Origin of the sequence: Pseudoalteromonas sp. NZS11_1 (genome assembly GCF_015864275.1) — a bacterium.
Lineage (GTDB): Bacteria > Pseudomonadota > Gammaproteobacteria > Enterobacterales > Alteromonadaceae > Pseudoalteromonas > Pseudoalteromonas arctica.
Genome location: NZ_JADYXK010000047.1, coordinates 1 through 12,062 on the forward strand (window position 1 = coordinate 1; position 12,062 = coordinate 12,062).

Genomic DNA, 12,062 nt, shown 5'->3' on the forward strand with positions numbered 1-12,062 from the left:
ATCAAGTAACCAATGACTAAGCATAAAAATACCCTCATAATCAAAAGATGATAAGGGTATTGTGAAGCAACCAAAAGATCGGTCAACCGATCAAAAATACCTTAACTGATCGGTGTTAACCTTAGTCAGCGGCTTTTTTGTGTATTAAATTAACTAATTAGAGTAACTATTTAAAGGAATATAGCACTTACTTGGAATAGTTTTTCTACAACGGTAATGTGTTTTTTGTCGATTAAAAACATGATGACATGATCGCCCGACATAATAATTGTATCATCGTGAGCTATCAACACATCGTCATTACGTACTATTGCCCCAATGGTTGTACCTGCAGGAAGTTTTATGTCGGCAATCGCACGACCAACCACTTTAGATGTGTTTTCATCACCATGAGCAACCGCTTCAATGGCTTCTGCTGCGCCTTTACGCAGTGAATACACGTTAACAATATCACCACGGCGTACGTGCGTTAATAACGCTGATATAGTTGCTTGTTGTGGCGATATGGCAATATCTATTTCGCCGCCTTGTACCAAATCAACGTAAGCTCCACGTTGAATAAGTACCATGGTTTTTTGTGCGCCCATACGTTTTGCAAGCATGGCCGACATAATGTTTGCTTCATCGTCGTTGGTTACGGCAATAAATACATCGACTTGTTCAATATGCTCTTCTGAGAGCAGTTCTTGATCAGATGCGTCACCACAAAAAACGACCGTGTTATCGAGCATTTCTGAGAGTTGCTCGGCACGTTCTTTACTGCGTTCAATTAGTTTAACGGTGTGGTTTTTTTCAAGTGAGCGGGCAAGGCCTGCCCCAATGTTACCGCCACCAGCTATCATAATTTTTTTGTACGAACGCTCAAGTTTTTGTAGCTCGTTCATTACTGCGCGTATATGTTTTGTAGCGGCAATAAAGAATACTTCGTCATCGGCTTCAATAACGGTGGTACCCAATGGTTTTATTGCTTTACCTTGACGATAAATAGCGGCAACACGAGTCTCTACATTAGGAATATGTTCTTTAAGTGCAGATAACGCATAACCTACTAATAAACCCCCATAATAAGCTTTTACGGCTACTAACGAGAGCATGCCATCGGCAAACTGCAATACTTGCAGAGCACCAGGGTAGTCAATTAGACGGCGAATATACTTAGTGACCAGTGCTTCGGGAGCAATGTAATGATCGATTGGTAAATCATCGTTTTGAAATAGTTTTTCGCGGTATTTTAAATATTGCTCTGAGCGAATGCGGGCAATTTTAGTGGGCGTTTTAAAAATACTGTACGCCACTTGGCATGCAACCATGTTCACTTCATCTGAACTGGTTACTGCTATAATCATATCGGCATCTTCAGCGCCTGCACGGCGTAAAACATCAGGATGCGCGCTGTGGCCCATAACCCCTTGTAAGTCGTACTTATCTTGAAGTTCACGTAATCGGTTACCGTCTATATCAACAACGGTAATTTCGTTTTGTTCGCCAACTAAGTTTTCAGCAAGCGTAGCACCAACTTGCCCGGCACCGAGTATAATTATTTTCATTATTTACCCGTGGTATTGATCATAATTTAATTAAAAAAATAGCCATTTAATGTTTCATAAATGGCTAACTATTTAGTGTACGGCTATTAGGCTTTTTTAACTAGCTTAGCGTAATAAAATCCATCACTTTCACCGGGCAGTAACTGCAAACCTGGAGTTGTTACGGTATCATTTTCGTGTAGAGGTATATGTTCTACATCATCGTTATTAGCTAAAAACTTAGCAACTTGCTGTTGGTTTTCTTGTGGAAGAACCGAACACGTAGCATATACCAATGTGCCACCTGGTTTTAACAGTGGCCAAATGCTATCAAGAATATCGTTTTGTAACTTAGATAAGTCTTCGATATCTGATGCGCGACGTAACCATTTTATATCAGGGTGACGGCGAATTACGCCTGTGGCTGAACAAGGCACATCAAGCAAAATACGATCAAATAATTTTTCGTCCCACCAAGTATGTGGTTGTGAGGCATCGCCACATTGTAGGTCTGCACCTAAGCCAATACGCGTTAAGTTTTGCTTAACGCGTTCAAGGCGAGTTGAGTCGCTATCAAGTGCAAGTACATCAGCATCAGCAAGCTCTAATATATGACACGTTTTTCCGCCAGGTGCTGCACAGGCATCTAAAATATAGTCATCTGCTTTAGGTTCTAAAAAGCGGGCTGCCAACTGTGCTGCAGCATCTTGTACTGAACATGCACCTGTATCAAACTCAGGCAACGAAAATACATCACGTGGTTTGGCAAGCTTAATCCCATCAATAAAGTCAGGGTTTAAGGTGTGTTCAATATCGTTAGCGCTAAGCATTTCGCTGTATTCTTGCGTGCTAAATTGTGCTTGGTTTACACGAAGCCACATAGGTGCTTGTTGCTGGTTTTCTTCAAGTAGTGCTTCCCAGCTATCTGGGTAGGCTGTTTGCACCTGTTTAATAAACCAATTTGGATGGTTGTATAAACATACCGGAATAAGCTTCGCTTTTTCTTCAAGCTCTGCTTGTTGGCGCTGAAAACTACGTAAAATGGCGTTTATCAGCCCTTTTAATCCTAAAGCGCGTAGTTGAGCCAGTGCGTTTACAGTTTCTGAAATTGCAGCATGTGGTGGTACGCGCATATGCTGCAGTTGATAAATACCTACATATAATAAAAACTGAAATATTCTACGTTTACCTTTTAATGGCTGCTCTACTAAGTGTTGGCAGTAATTTTCAAGGCTCGGTAAGTAGCGTAAAACGCCATAACAAATTTGCTGTAGCAACGCTTTATCTTTAGGCGGCAAGCCTTGGCTTGCAAATGGAAGTTCTTGATTAAGCGATGCGCCTTTATCAACTACGTTATATAAAGTTTCAGCGGCCAGCGCTCGTACGTTTGGAACATTACTCATTGTTTTCGCCTAATATTGTGCCAGGGGTAACCCAGTCACTACGACCATTTAAAAAGTCGTTAATTGCCATTGGTTTTTTACCTTGCGGCTGTAATTGCGTAATACATAAAGCGTGTTCGCCACACGCCACTACTACGCCATTCTTATCGCTTGATAAAATTTGCCCAGGATCACCTGATTGCAGCACAACCTGCGCTTGATAAATTTTTACTGTTTGCCCACCCATTTGGGTAAAGCACACTGGCCATGGATTAAAAGAGCGAATGTTTCGCTCAATTTGCAGTGCACTTATTGACCAATCGATATTAGCTTCCTCTTTAGAAAGCTTTTTAGCGTAGTTAGCAAGTTCATCATTTTGAGGTTCAGGGGTGATCTCGCCATTAGCTAATTTATTAATGGTTTCAATTAACGCGTCTGGACCTAGCTCAGCAAGCTTTGTATATAAACTAGCGCTAGTTTCTGTCGTGCTAATAGGGCAGCGACTTATATGTAGCATATCGCCGGTATCTAGCCCTTCATCCATTTGCATTATTGTTACGCCGGTTTGTTCATCACCTGCCCAAATTGCGCGTTGAATCGGTGCAGCGCCGCGCCAGCGCGGTAATATAGAGCCATGCACATTTAAACAACCCAAACGTGGGGCTTCTAATATAGCTTTAGGTAAGATTAAGCCATACGCTACAACAATCATAATGTCGGCATTTAAGCTTGTTAGCTCTGCTAGTGCTTCATCATTTTTTAATGACTGTGGCTGAAAAACCGGTAAGTTGTGCTCAAGCGCTAGCTCTTTCACTTCACTGGCTTTTAATTTTTTACCACGACCTGCAGGGCGATCTGGCTGGCTATATACACCCACTATTTGGTGTTCGCTTTGTATCAGCGCTTGTAAATGACGTGCTGCAAAGTCCGGCGTACCGGCAAATATAATGCGTAATGGTTGAGTCACTGAGTTTTCCTAAGGTACTTATTACTAATCTGCAAATTTAGCTTCTTTTTCAAGCTTTTTACGAATACGTTGGCGCTTTAATGGAGATAAGTAATCAATGAACAGCTTACCTTGAAGGTGATCTAGTTCGTGTTGAATACAAATAGCCAGTAATTCATCTGCATCTAGTACAAACTCTTCACCGTTTTCGTTAAGTGCAGCGACTGTTACTGTTTCAGCGCGGTCTACTTTTGCATACGAGTTAGGTACTGATAAACAGCCTTCTTCGCTAACGGTAGAGCCGTCTTTTTTAATGATTTGTGGATTAATTAATACCAGTGGCTCGTCGCGCTCTTCTGATACATCAATAACAACGATTCGTTGATGAATATCTACTTGCGTGGCCGCAAGTCCAATGCCATTTTCATCGTACATTGTCTCTAGCATGTCTTTTACAATTTGACGTACTGTGTCGTCAACTTGTGCAACATCTTTTGCTATAGTACGTAAACGTTCATCTGGAAATCTTAAAACTTCTAACCTAGCCATAGTTACCTTTTTCACTTGTGCTTAATTTAGGGTATTGTATGCTCTTATTTTAGCCATTCGCGTTCACCTTTAACAGGTTTTGGGCAATAATAATGAAAAAACAATACAAGGAAGCTCAATGAAATCTCCATTACTTGCAATCATGCTTACGTTAAGTGCTGCGTTTCCCGCAATTGCTGACGTGCTTAAAATAAAAAAAGATGCACCAAAACAGTATGTTGTAAAAAAAGGCGATACACTTTGGGATATTTCTGGCATCTATTTAGATGAGCCTTGGCTATGGCCTGAACTTTGGCAAATGAATCCACAAATTGACAACCCGCACCTAATTTACCCCGGTGATGCATTAGCGCTGATATACGATGCAGATGGAAACCCACGTTTAGTGATTAATAAAGGATATAGAAAGCTATCTCCTCAGGGTCGTATTACACCAAAAGGGCGTAATGCTATTACTACTTTGCCGCTTGAAATGATCAAACCGTATATCAGTTACGAGCAAGCAATGAATAGTGATGATATTAAAGGCAAACCTTATATTTTAGGTGCTAACGAAAATACTAAAACACAAACGTTAGGCCATATTTTATATGTTAAAGGCGACTTACAAGTACATAAGGCATATGCCATTTACCATAAAGGTGATCCTTACACTGATTTAACCGGTGAAGTGTTAGCAACGCGTGCATCTTACGTGGGTATCGCACGTGCGTTTAGAGCGGGTGATGAACACAATGGTGTGCCTTCGTCATTACGTGTTGAGTCTGTTAAACGAGAAATTCAGCAAGGCGATTTTTTAATGCCGGCAATGGAAGGTCAAATGCTTCCTGCGTACTTTAATATTCACCGTCCTTCTGATGAGCCCGTAACAGGGAATATTATTGCTTCCCCACGACAAGTTAGAGAATTCAGCACAATGGATGTTGTAGTGCTAAACTTAGGCAGTGAACAAAACATAGAAGCGGGTCATGTATTAGATCTAGAACGTCAATCGCCAACGGTTATTGATGGTCCTCGTGGCCCTCGTTACCCAGAAGATTCTAGTAAATACGAGAAGCTTTTATCTGATGTGAGCCAATTATTTGGTGATGAGTCTGACGAAGAGAGCACAACGTGGACTATGCCTAAAGAAAAAGTTGGCGAGCTAATTGTCTTTAAAGTGTATGACAAAATAAGTTATGCATTAATAACTAAAAACCAGCACCCAATTCGCATTGGAGATATTGCAGTTATTCATTAAGAAGTAGCGAGTCGGTGCTCTAGGAGAGAGCATGGATCAGTCATCTGGCAAGCTAGCCCACTGGCTTGCCTTTTATATGTGTAAAGGGTTGGGTATCAAAACCCTTTTAGCACTATCTACAAACTATTCCCTTGGGTCGTTATTCGACTTACCTCATGACAAGCTTTTACAGCTTGGATTAACCGCTAATCAGGCGAGTAATTTACTCAATACCAATTGGCAACAAGTCAGTCATTATGAGCAATTAATTACGCTGCACAACATTACGGTTGTCTGTATTTTTGATGCGCTTTATCCAGAAGATCTCCGACAGATTGCCAGTGCGCCTTTATTACTATTTTGTAGGGGAGATGTCTCGTTATTATCTACTCCACAGATTGCAATTGTAGGGAGTCGTAATGCCACACCTACCGGGCTTGAAATAGCATCAGAATTTGCATACGAGTTAACTTTAGCGGGTATTACAGTTACCTCAGGTATGGCACGGGGAATAGATGGTGCAGCACACAAAGGCTCTCTTGCTGGTACAGGTAAAACCATAGCGGTGCTTGGTACTGGGGTTGATATTTACTATCCCAAACGCCATAAACTATTAACAGACCAAGTTTTAGAAAGCGGTTTGCTGGTGAGTGAGTTTTTACCAGGCACAGCTGCTCATGCGCACAACTTTCCGCGCCGTAATCGTATTATTTCTGGGTTATCGTTAGGAGTACTTATTGTTGAGGCTGAAATTAAAAGTGGTTCGTTAATTACAGTACGCTATGCGCTTGAACAAAATAAAGAGGTATTTGCAGTACCGGGTTCTATTAAAAACCCGTTAGCGCAGGCAAGTCACTTTTTAATAAAGCAAGGTGCTAAGCTGGTAGAAAACGTGGCTGACATTCTTGATGAGGTGAGTTTTACTTACGACAATAATGTATGTAATAAAGAGCAGCCTATTCAGGCAAATTCTCAATGCGAGGTTTTAAATAGTATTGGCTTTGAAGTAACCAGTGTAGATGACATTGTGCGTCGTGCGCAGTGGCCAATAGATAAAGTACTCAGTAGGTTGCTCGATTTAGAATTAGACGATCAGATTGAGCGAGTGTTAGATGGTTACATCAAGTTAAGCGCAGGAAGGTAATATGTTTGATATTCTTTTGTATCTTTTTGAAAATTACATTCATAGCGAAGCGGATATATTTGCAGAGCAAAATGAGTTAACCGATGAGCTACTGCGTGCGGGCTTTAATAAGCCTGAGATATTTAAAGCTCTTGATTGGTTAGAGCAACTCGCCGATTTACAACACAGCGATGAGTCTCCTTATCTTATTGCTAACCCTAAAGATGCTGTGCGTATATTTACCGATAGTGAATGCCAAAGGCTCAGCGCTGAGTGTCGTGGCTTTTTAATGTTTATTGAGCAAATAGGCGTAATTAACAATGTAACACGTGAAATGGTAATGGACTGTTTAGCCTCTCTCGATAAACCAACTATAAGCCTAGAAGATTTAAAATGGATTGTACTTATGATTTTGTTTAATGTTCCTGGCTCTGAAGAGGCATATGAGAAAATGGAAGATTTGATTTTTGATGAACCCAGCGAACTTCTTCATTAGAGATAATTATCTTAATTGTACTCAAATTACTTAAACGGATAAGCACGGCATTGCTTGTATCTTTAAGTGGTTTGGGTATATTAGGCGAAAATTCACTAACCTATTAGGATCACCATGAGTAAAATCGACCATTCGCTTTTCTCGGCGAACAAGCACGCCCTCGAAAAAGAATACGAGATATGCCCACAGTGTGGTTCAGAGTTAGTGATCCGCAATAGTAAATCAGGCCCTTTTTTAGGATGCGCAAGTTACCCCGAATGCGATTTTATTAGGCCGTTGGTACATCACGATAGTAACGAAATTAAAGTTCTTGAAGATTCAGCATGCCCGCAGTGCAGCAAACCGCTGGTGGTTAAAAATGGGCGCTACGGTATGTTTATTGGGTGTACGGGATATCCAGAGTGCCATTACATTGCTAACGAAAATGAAGAAAAACAAAGCGAAGACACTTTGCCAAGTTGCCCTAAATGCAAAAAAGGTCATTTAGTCGCGCGCAGTAATAAATTTGGTAAAGTATTTTATTCTTGTGATTGCTATCCAAGTTGTAAATACACACTTAATAATAAACCGGTTGAACACCCGTGTCCTGAATGTAACTGGCCTATCGTCATAGAGAGAAATATGGCAAACGGCACATTATTGCAATGCCCACAAAAAAGTTGCATGCATAAGCTGACCCCAACTGAATAACGTTTAATTATATCTGGAGACTACTTTGTCAGACCTTTCAAATACGCCCACTGCAATAACATGCTTAACGCAAGGCGAAGTTATTTTATACCCAACAGAAGCTGTATATGGTTTAGGTTGTGATCCAGATAATCAACAAGCCGTTGAGGCACTATTAGCTATTAAGCAGCGCCCGGTTGAAAAAGGACTTATTTTAATTGCTGATAACTACGGACAATTATTAAAATACGTAGATGATGCAAAAATACCAATGGATAAACGAGCTGATATTTTTTCGAGTTGGCCTGCTGCAATTACATGGGTTATGCCTGCATCTAAAAACACGCCTAAATGGCTCTCAGGGCAGTTTGATACCATTGCAGTCAGAGTAACAAACCATCCAACAGTAAAACGTTTGTGCCAAGAGTTTGGTAAGCCACTAGTATCAACCAGTGCAAACTTAACCGGTCAAGAAACGGTAATTAGTATTGAGCAAGCTAAAGCGCAATTTGCAGAACAAGTTGGCTTTTACGTTGATGAGGCGTTAGGTGGTAATACTCAACCAAGCACAATAAAAGATGCCATGACTGGAAAAATATTTAGAGGTTAATATGCAAAGCGAATTATTAGATCAAGTAAAAGCATACTTTATGGCTTTGCAAGACACTATTTGCCAAGGTTTGGAGGCTGCAGATGGCAGTGCTAAATTTATAGAAGATAACTGGCAGCGAGCAGAAGGTGGTGGTGGTCGCACACGTGTAACCACGAATGGTACTGTAATAGAGCAAGGCGGAGTTAATTACTCACACGTATTTGGCGCTTCAATGCCAGGCTCTGCAACAGCACACAGGCCAGAGCTTGCAGGGCGCAGCTTTCATGCGTGTGGTGTGTCGTTAGTTATTCACCCTAAAAACCCTCATGTACCAACAAGTCATGCCAATGTGCGCTTTTTTATAGCCGAAAAAGAAGGCGAAGAGCCAATATGGTGGTTTGGTGGCGGGTTTGATCTCACTCCTTTTTATCCAGTATTAGAAGACGTACTGCATTGGCATCAAGTTGCTCACGACATTTGTGCGCCATTTGGTAGTGAAGTTTATCCAAAATATAAAACATGGTGCGACGAGTATTTTTATTTAAAGCACAGAGACGAGACGCGCGGAGTAGGCGGTTTGTTTTTTGACGATTTAAACGAACTTGGTTTTGAAAAGAGTTTTGCGTTTATGCAATCGGTGGGTAATGGATTTTTAGATGCCTATTTACCTATTATTGAACGTCGTAAAAATGATGAATACACAGAGCAACAACGTGATTTTCAGCTTTATCGTCGCGGACGTTATGTAGAGTTTAATTTAGTATGGGATAGAGGCACTTTATTTGGATTACAAAGTGGCGGGCGCACTGAGTCTATATTAATGTCTATGCCACCACTTGCACGCTGGGAATATAACTATAAACCAGAGCCAAGTAGCCCAGAAGCTAACCTATATCAGTATTACTTACGCCCGCAAGAGTGGCTAACTAGTCAACCAAGTGAGCTGATAGCCAGAGAATGGCAATTATAACAATTACACAGTAATCAAAAAGGCGCTAATTAGCGCCTTTTTGCATTGTGGCTAAATACAAATTTAATGCTGGTTAATCATGTGCGTTGCTAGTTGAGAGAATGATTGCTTTAAGCCTTCGCGTAACAACGGATTGTCTATTTCTATATCCAGCGTTTTATTCATGCAGTGCATCCACTGATCGCGCAATGCTTTATCTACAGTAAAAGGCATATGCCTTTTACGTAGCATTGGCTGGCCATGTTTTTCAGTAAATAGGTTTGGCCCGCCTAACCAACCAGATAAAAATTCAAAAAATACTTGGCGAATTCGATCTAATGGCAGAGGATGCATATCATATAACGGTTTAGCGTATTCATCTGACTCCATTATGTCGTAGAATCGATTGGAGATAGCACGCGCCCCTTTTTCTCCACCTATTATTTCATACGGTGTTTTTTCAGGAGTAGGAGTCTGTTGCTCGGGAGCTGGCTTAGATTTAGAAAAAAGTCGTTTAATCATATTACTTATCATCGTTAATAGGCAGTATATAGCTGCAAAGAGGTTGCTTTAAAATGGACAAATATGCGGTTTTTGGAAATCCAATTAAACATTCAAAATCCCCCGCGATACATAAACAATTTGCTGTATCACTGGGTGAGCAAATCGACTATCGCGCAATATTAGCACCTATCGATAACTTTGAAAAAACAGTATTGTCTTTTTTTGAGCAAGGTGGTGTTGGTGCTAACGTTACAATGCCATTTAAAGAGCAAGCCTATGCAATGGCTGATGAGCTTACGCCATTAGCTAAAATTGTAGGGGCTGTTAATACATTAAAAAAACGAGATGATGGCACATTACTCGGTGATAACACCGATGGTGTGGGCTTTGTAAATGATTTACTCGCTAATGAAGTAGCCATAACTAATAAACGCATTTTAATCATAGGTGCGGGCGGTGCTGCTCGAGGGGTTATTTTACCTTTGTTAGAACATAACCCTCAGGAAATAATAATAGTTAATCGCACAGCACAAAAAGCCAAAGAACTCGCAGAGCTGTTTACTCAATATGGACCAGTATCTGGCTTTGGTTTTGATGATTTACCAGTAAGCGATTACTCACTAATTATAAACTCTACATCTAGCAGTATGAATAATGAGCTTCCAGCTCTTGATGAAAAACACATAACTAACTGTGAAGTCGCTTATGACATGTTTTATTCACTGCAAAATACCATTTTTATGAATTGGGTAGCACAGCATAATATTAACGCTAAGCTTTTAGATGGTAGCGGAATGTTAGTTGGTCAGGCTGCTCAAGCATATTACGTCTGGCGTAATAAAATGCCAAAAATACTTCCTGTAGTGGATGCGCTTAAACAAGGGGTGCTCAAATGAATCAGGCAATACAATTTATAGATAGACTGGAATTTAGAGAGCCCGATCATCAGTTAGTATTTTTTGCACAAGTTAGTGGCATGCTGGTGGAGTGTGTAATAGAAGTAAATACACTTAAATTAACAGACGAAAGCCATGCAACAGAGTATTTTGAAAAATATCGTTTTGATTACGAAGAACGTGCCGAGGAACTCATCGAAGAAGAGAGCTATAACTCGGCAGGTCAAATTGAAGTAAGCTTATTAACTTAAGTTAGCTATTTCAGTTAAGTATTCATCTTTAAGTGATACATAGTTATCGGCAGATATTTTTAAAAAGGCAAGTTCTTGCTCTGTTAGAGGGCGGGCTTGCTTAGCCGGACTCCCTACATATAAGTAACCAGACTCCAAACGCTTATTTGGTGGTACCAAAGATCCTCCACCTATAATTACATCATCTTCAACAACCACGTTATCCATAATAATAGCGCCCATACCTACAAGTATACGGTTTCCTAATACACATCCGTGCAGCATTACCTTATGACCAACTGTTACATCGTCACCTATAATAAGTGGATAACCATCTGGATTGCTTTTAGTTGCGCGAGATAAATGCAATACACTGCCATCTTGTATATTTGTACGCTCACCAATACGTATATAGTTAACATCACCACGTGCAGCTACTAACGGCCACACACTACTATTATCACCTAAAGTAATGTTACCAACCAAAACCGATGACTCATCAATATAAACAGACGAATTAAATGAAGGAGTAGCACCTTTATAAGAACGAATTGCCATAGTTAGTACCTTTTAGATCATGATTATTAGTATTTGAGTGTATCAGCAAGGTGATTTTTGTACCATACAGCGCACTGTTTGGTTACAAAACTATCAGTTTTAGAGTGTTTAGTTCAGATACTAACCGAACAGTATCTTTTTTTACTTTTTCTTTAAAAAAGTGCTTGCGTAAAAATATGATCTCCCTATAATGCGACCCCACTGAGACGGGAAACGCCAACGCATAGCGAGGCACGAACAACTCAGAGAGTTAAATAAAACTTCGGTTTTAAATCTTCCAAAAGAAAGTTTAAAACTAAGTATTGACTCGAAAAATAAAGGGTGTATTATTCGCATCCCTTGAGTCGCTAAAGCGACTCAAAACGTTCTTTAACAATATAAAGCAATCATCTGTGTGGGCACTCGTACAGATTGAGTTCTAAC

At 40.3% G+C, this 12,062-nt stretch carries 14 protein-coding genes; 8 read left to right on the plus strand and 6 right to left on the minus strand.

Annotated features, from left to right (window positions below):
- Window positions 1–170: 170 nt before the first annotated feature.
- From trkA to def, 4 genes are all read right to left on the minus strand, one after another.
- Window positions 171–1,547 (minus strand): Trk system potassium transporter TrkA, encoded by a 1,377-nt coding sequence (trkA, locus tag I6F44_RS19215; RefSeq protein ID WP_004335170.1) that lies wholly within the window; start codon window positions 1,545–1,547, stop codon window positions 171–173.
- A gap of 86 nt (window positions 1,548–1,633) precedes the next feature.
- Window positions 1,634–2,929, minus strand: a complete 1,296-nt coding sequence (rsmB, locus tag I6F44_RS19220; RefSeq protein WP_007584175.1) for a 16S rRNA (cytosine(967)-C(5))-methyltransferase RsmB — start codon at window positions 2,927–2,929, stop codon at window positions 1,634–1,636.
- The gene (fmt, locus tag I6F44_RS19225; protein WP_197174384.1) at window positions 2,922–3,875 is read right to left on the minus strand and encodes a methionyl-tRNA formyltransferase; all 954 of its coding nucleotides are present in this window, start codon (window positions 3,873–3,875) and stop codon (window positions 2,922–2,924) included. Before fmt ends, rsmB begins: the two co-directional genes overlap by 8 nt.
- A gap of 24 nt (window positions 3,876–3,899) precedes the next feature.
- A complete protein-coding gene (def, locus tag I6F44_RS19230) occupies window positions 3,900–4,403 on the minus strand; it encodes a peptide deformylase (RefSeq protein ID WP_007584168.1) in 504 nt (167 codons plus the stop codon).
- 118 nt (window positions 4,404–4,521) lie between these two features.
- Between def and I6F44_RS19235 the strand changes: the two genes are divergently transcribed.
- From I6F44_RS19235 to hemF, 6 genes are all read left to right on the plus strand, one after another.
- Window positions 4,522–5,643 (plus strand): LysM peptidoglycan-binding domain-containing protein, encoded by a 1,122-nt coding sequence (locus tag I6F44_RS19235; protein WP_197174385.1) that lies wholly within the window; start codon window positions 4,522–4,524, stop codon window positions 5,641–5,643.
- 31 nt (window positions 5,644–5,674) lie between these two features.
- Window positions 5,675–6,766, plus strand: a complete 1,092-nt coding sequence (dprA, locus tag I6F44_RS19240) for a DNA-processing protein DprA (RefSeq protein WP_121953919.1) — start codon at window positions 5,675–5,677, stop codon at window positions 6,764–6,766.
- A 1-nt stretch (window position 6,767) separates the two neighbouring features.
- On the plus strand, window positions 6,768–7,241 hold the full coding sequence (locus I6F44_RS19245; protein WP_197174386.1) for a DUF494 family protein: 474 nt from the start codon (window positions 6,768–6,770) through the stop codon (window positions 7,239–7,241).
- Window positions 7,242–7,355: 114 nt separating this feature from the next.
- Complete coding sequence (locus I6F44_RS19250; protein ID WP_165736414.1) at window positions 7,356–7,931, plus strand: DNA topoisomerase family protein; 576 nt, start codon at window positions 7,356–7,358, stop codon at window positions 7,929–7,931.
- A 25-nt stretch (window positions 7,932–7,956) separates the two neighbouring features.
- Complete coding sequence (locus tag I6F44_RS19255) at window positions 7,957–8,520, plus strand: L-threonylcarbamoyladenylate synthase (RefSeq protein ID WP_197174387.1); 564 nt, start codon at window positions 7,957–7,959, stop codon at window positions 8,518–8,520.
- Between the two features lies 1 nt (window position 8,521).
- Complete coding sequence (hemF, locus tag I6F44_RS19260) at window positions 8,522–9,472, plus strand: oxygen-dependent coproporphyrinogen oxidase (RefSeq protein ID WP_197174388.1); 951 nt, start codon at window positions 8,522–8,524, stop codon at window positions 9,470–9,472.
- Between the two features lie 63 nt (window positions 9,473–9,535).
- Here hemF and I6F44_RS19265 read toward each other — a convergent pair whose 3' ends face one another.
- Window positions 9,536–9,973, minus strand: a complete 438-nt coding sequence (locus tag I6F44_RS19265; protein ID WP_165736412.1) for a group II truncated hemoglobin — start codon at window positions 9,971–9,973, stop codon at window positions 9,536–9,538.
- Between the two features lie 53 nt (window positions 9,974–10,026).
- Between I6F44_RS19265 and aroE the strand changes: the two genes are divergently transcribed.
- Both aroE and I6F44_RS19275 read left to right on the plus strand, forming a co-directional pair.
- Complete coding sequence (gene aroE / locus I6F44_RS19270; protein ID WP_165736411.1) at window positions 10,027–10,851, plus strand: shikimate dehydrogenase; 825 nt, start codon at window positions 10,027–10,029, stop codon at window positions 10,849–10,851.
- Window positions 10,848–11,102 carry a DUF1488 family protein gene (locus tag I6F44_RS19275; RefSeq protein WP_004335144.1) on the plus strand — a complete coding sequence of 85 codons (255 nt, stop codon included), beginning with the start codon at window positions 10,848–10,850 and terminating at the stop codon, window positions 11,100–11,102. The genes aroE and I6F44_RS19275 overlap by 4 nt, the downstream gene beginning before the upstream one ends.
- On the opposite strand, the gene I6F44_RS19280 is transcribed toward I6F44_RS19275, so the two are convergent.
- Window positions 11,094–11,639, minus strand: a complete 546-nt coding sequence (locus I6F44_RS19280; RefSeq protein WP_165736410.1) for a gamma carbonic anhydrase family protein — start codon at window positions 11,637–11,639, stop codon at window positions 11,094–11,096. The genes I6F44_RS19275 and I6F44_RS19280 overlap by 9 nt on opposite strands.
- Window positions 11,640–12,062 lie beyond the last annotated feature (423 nt).

Bases quoted from the DNA above. Each gene is read 5' to 3' on its own strand.
- trkA (WP_004335170.1), bottom strand. From the start codon at position 1,547: ATGAAAATAATTATACTCGGTGCCGGGCAAGTTGGTGCTACGCTTGCT.
- rsmB (WP_007584175.1), bottom strand. From the start codon at position 2,929: ATGAGTAATGTTCCAAACGTACGAGCGCTGGCCGCTGAAACTTTATAT.
- def (WP_007584168.1), bottom strand. From the start codon at position 4,403: ATGGCTAGGTTAGAAGTTTTAAGATTTCCAGATGAACGTTTACGTACT.
- I6F44_RS19235 (WP_197174385.1), top strand. From the start codon at position 4,522: ATGAAATCTCCATTACTTGCAATCATGCTTACGTTAAGTGCTGCGTTT.
- dprA (WP_121953919.1), top strand. From the start codon at position 5,675: ATGGATCAGTCATCTGGCAAGCTAGCCCACTGGCTTGCCTTTTATATG.
- I6F44_RS19245 (WP_197174386.1), top strand. From the start codon at position 6,768: ATGTTTGATATTCTTTTGTATCTTTTTGAAAATTACATTCATAGCGAA.
- I6F44_RS19250 (WP_165736414.1), top strand. From the start codon at position 7,356: ATGAGTAAAATCGACCATTCGCTTTTCTCGGCGAACAAGCACGCCCTC.
- hemF (WP_197174388.1), top strand. From the start codon at position 8,522: ATGCAAAGCGAATTATTAGATCAAGTAAAAGCATACTTTATGGCTTTG.
- I6F44_RS19265 (WP_165736412.1), bottom strand. From the start codon at position 9,973: ATGATTAAACGACTTTTTTCTAAATCTAAGCCAGCTCCCGAGCAACAG.
- aroE (WP_165736411.1), top strand. From the start codon at position 10,027: ATGGACAAATATGCGGTTTTTGGAAATCCAATTAAACATTCAAAATCC.
- I6F44_RS19275 (WP_004335144.1), top strand. From the start codon at position 10,848: ATGAATCAGGCAATACAATTTATAGATAGACTGGAATTTAGAGAGCCC.
- I6F44_RS19280 (WP_165736410.1), bottom strand. From the start codon at position 11,639: ATGGCAATTCGTTCTTATAAAGGTGCTACTCCTTCATTTAATTCGTCT.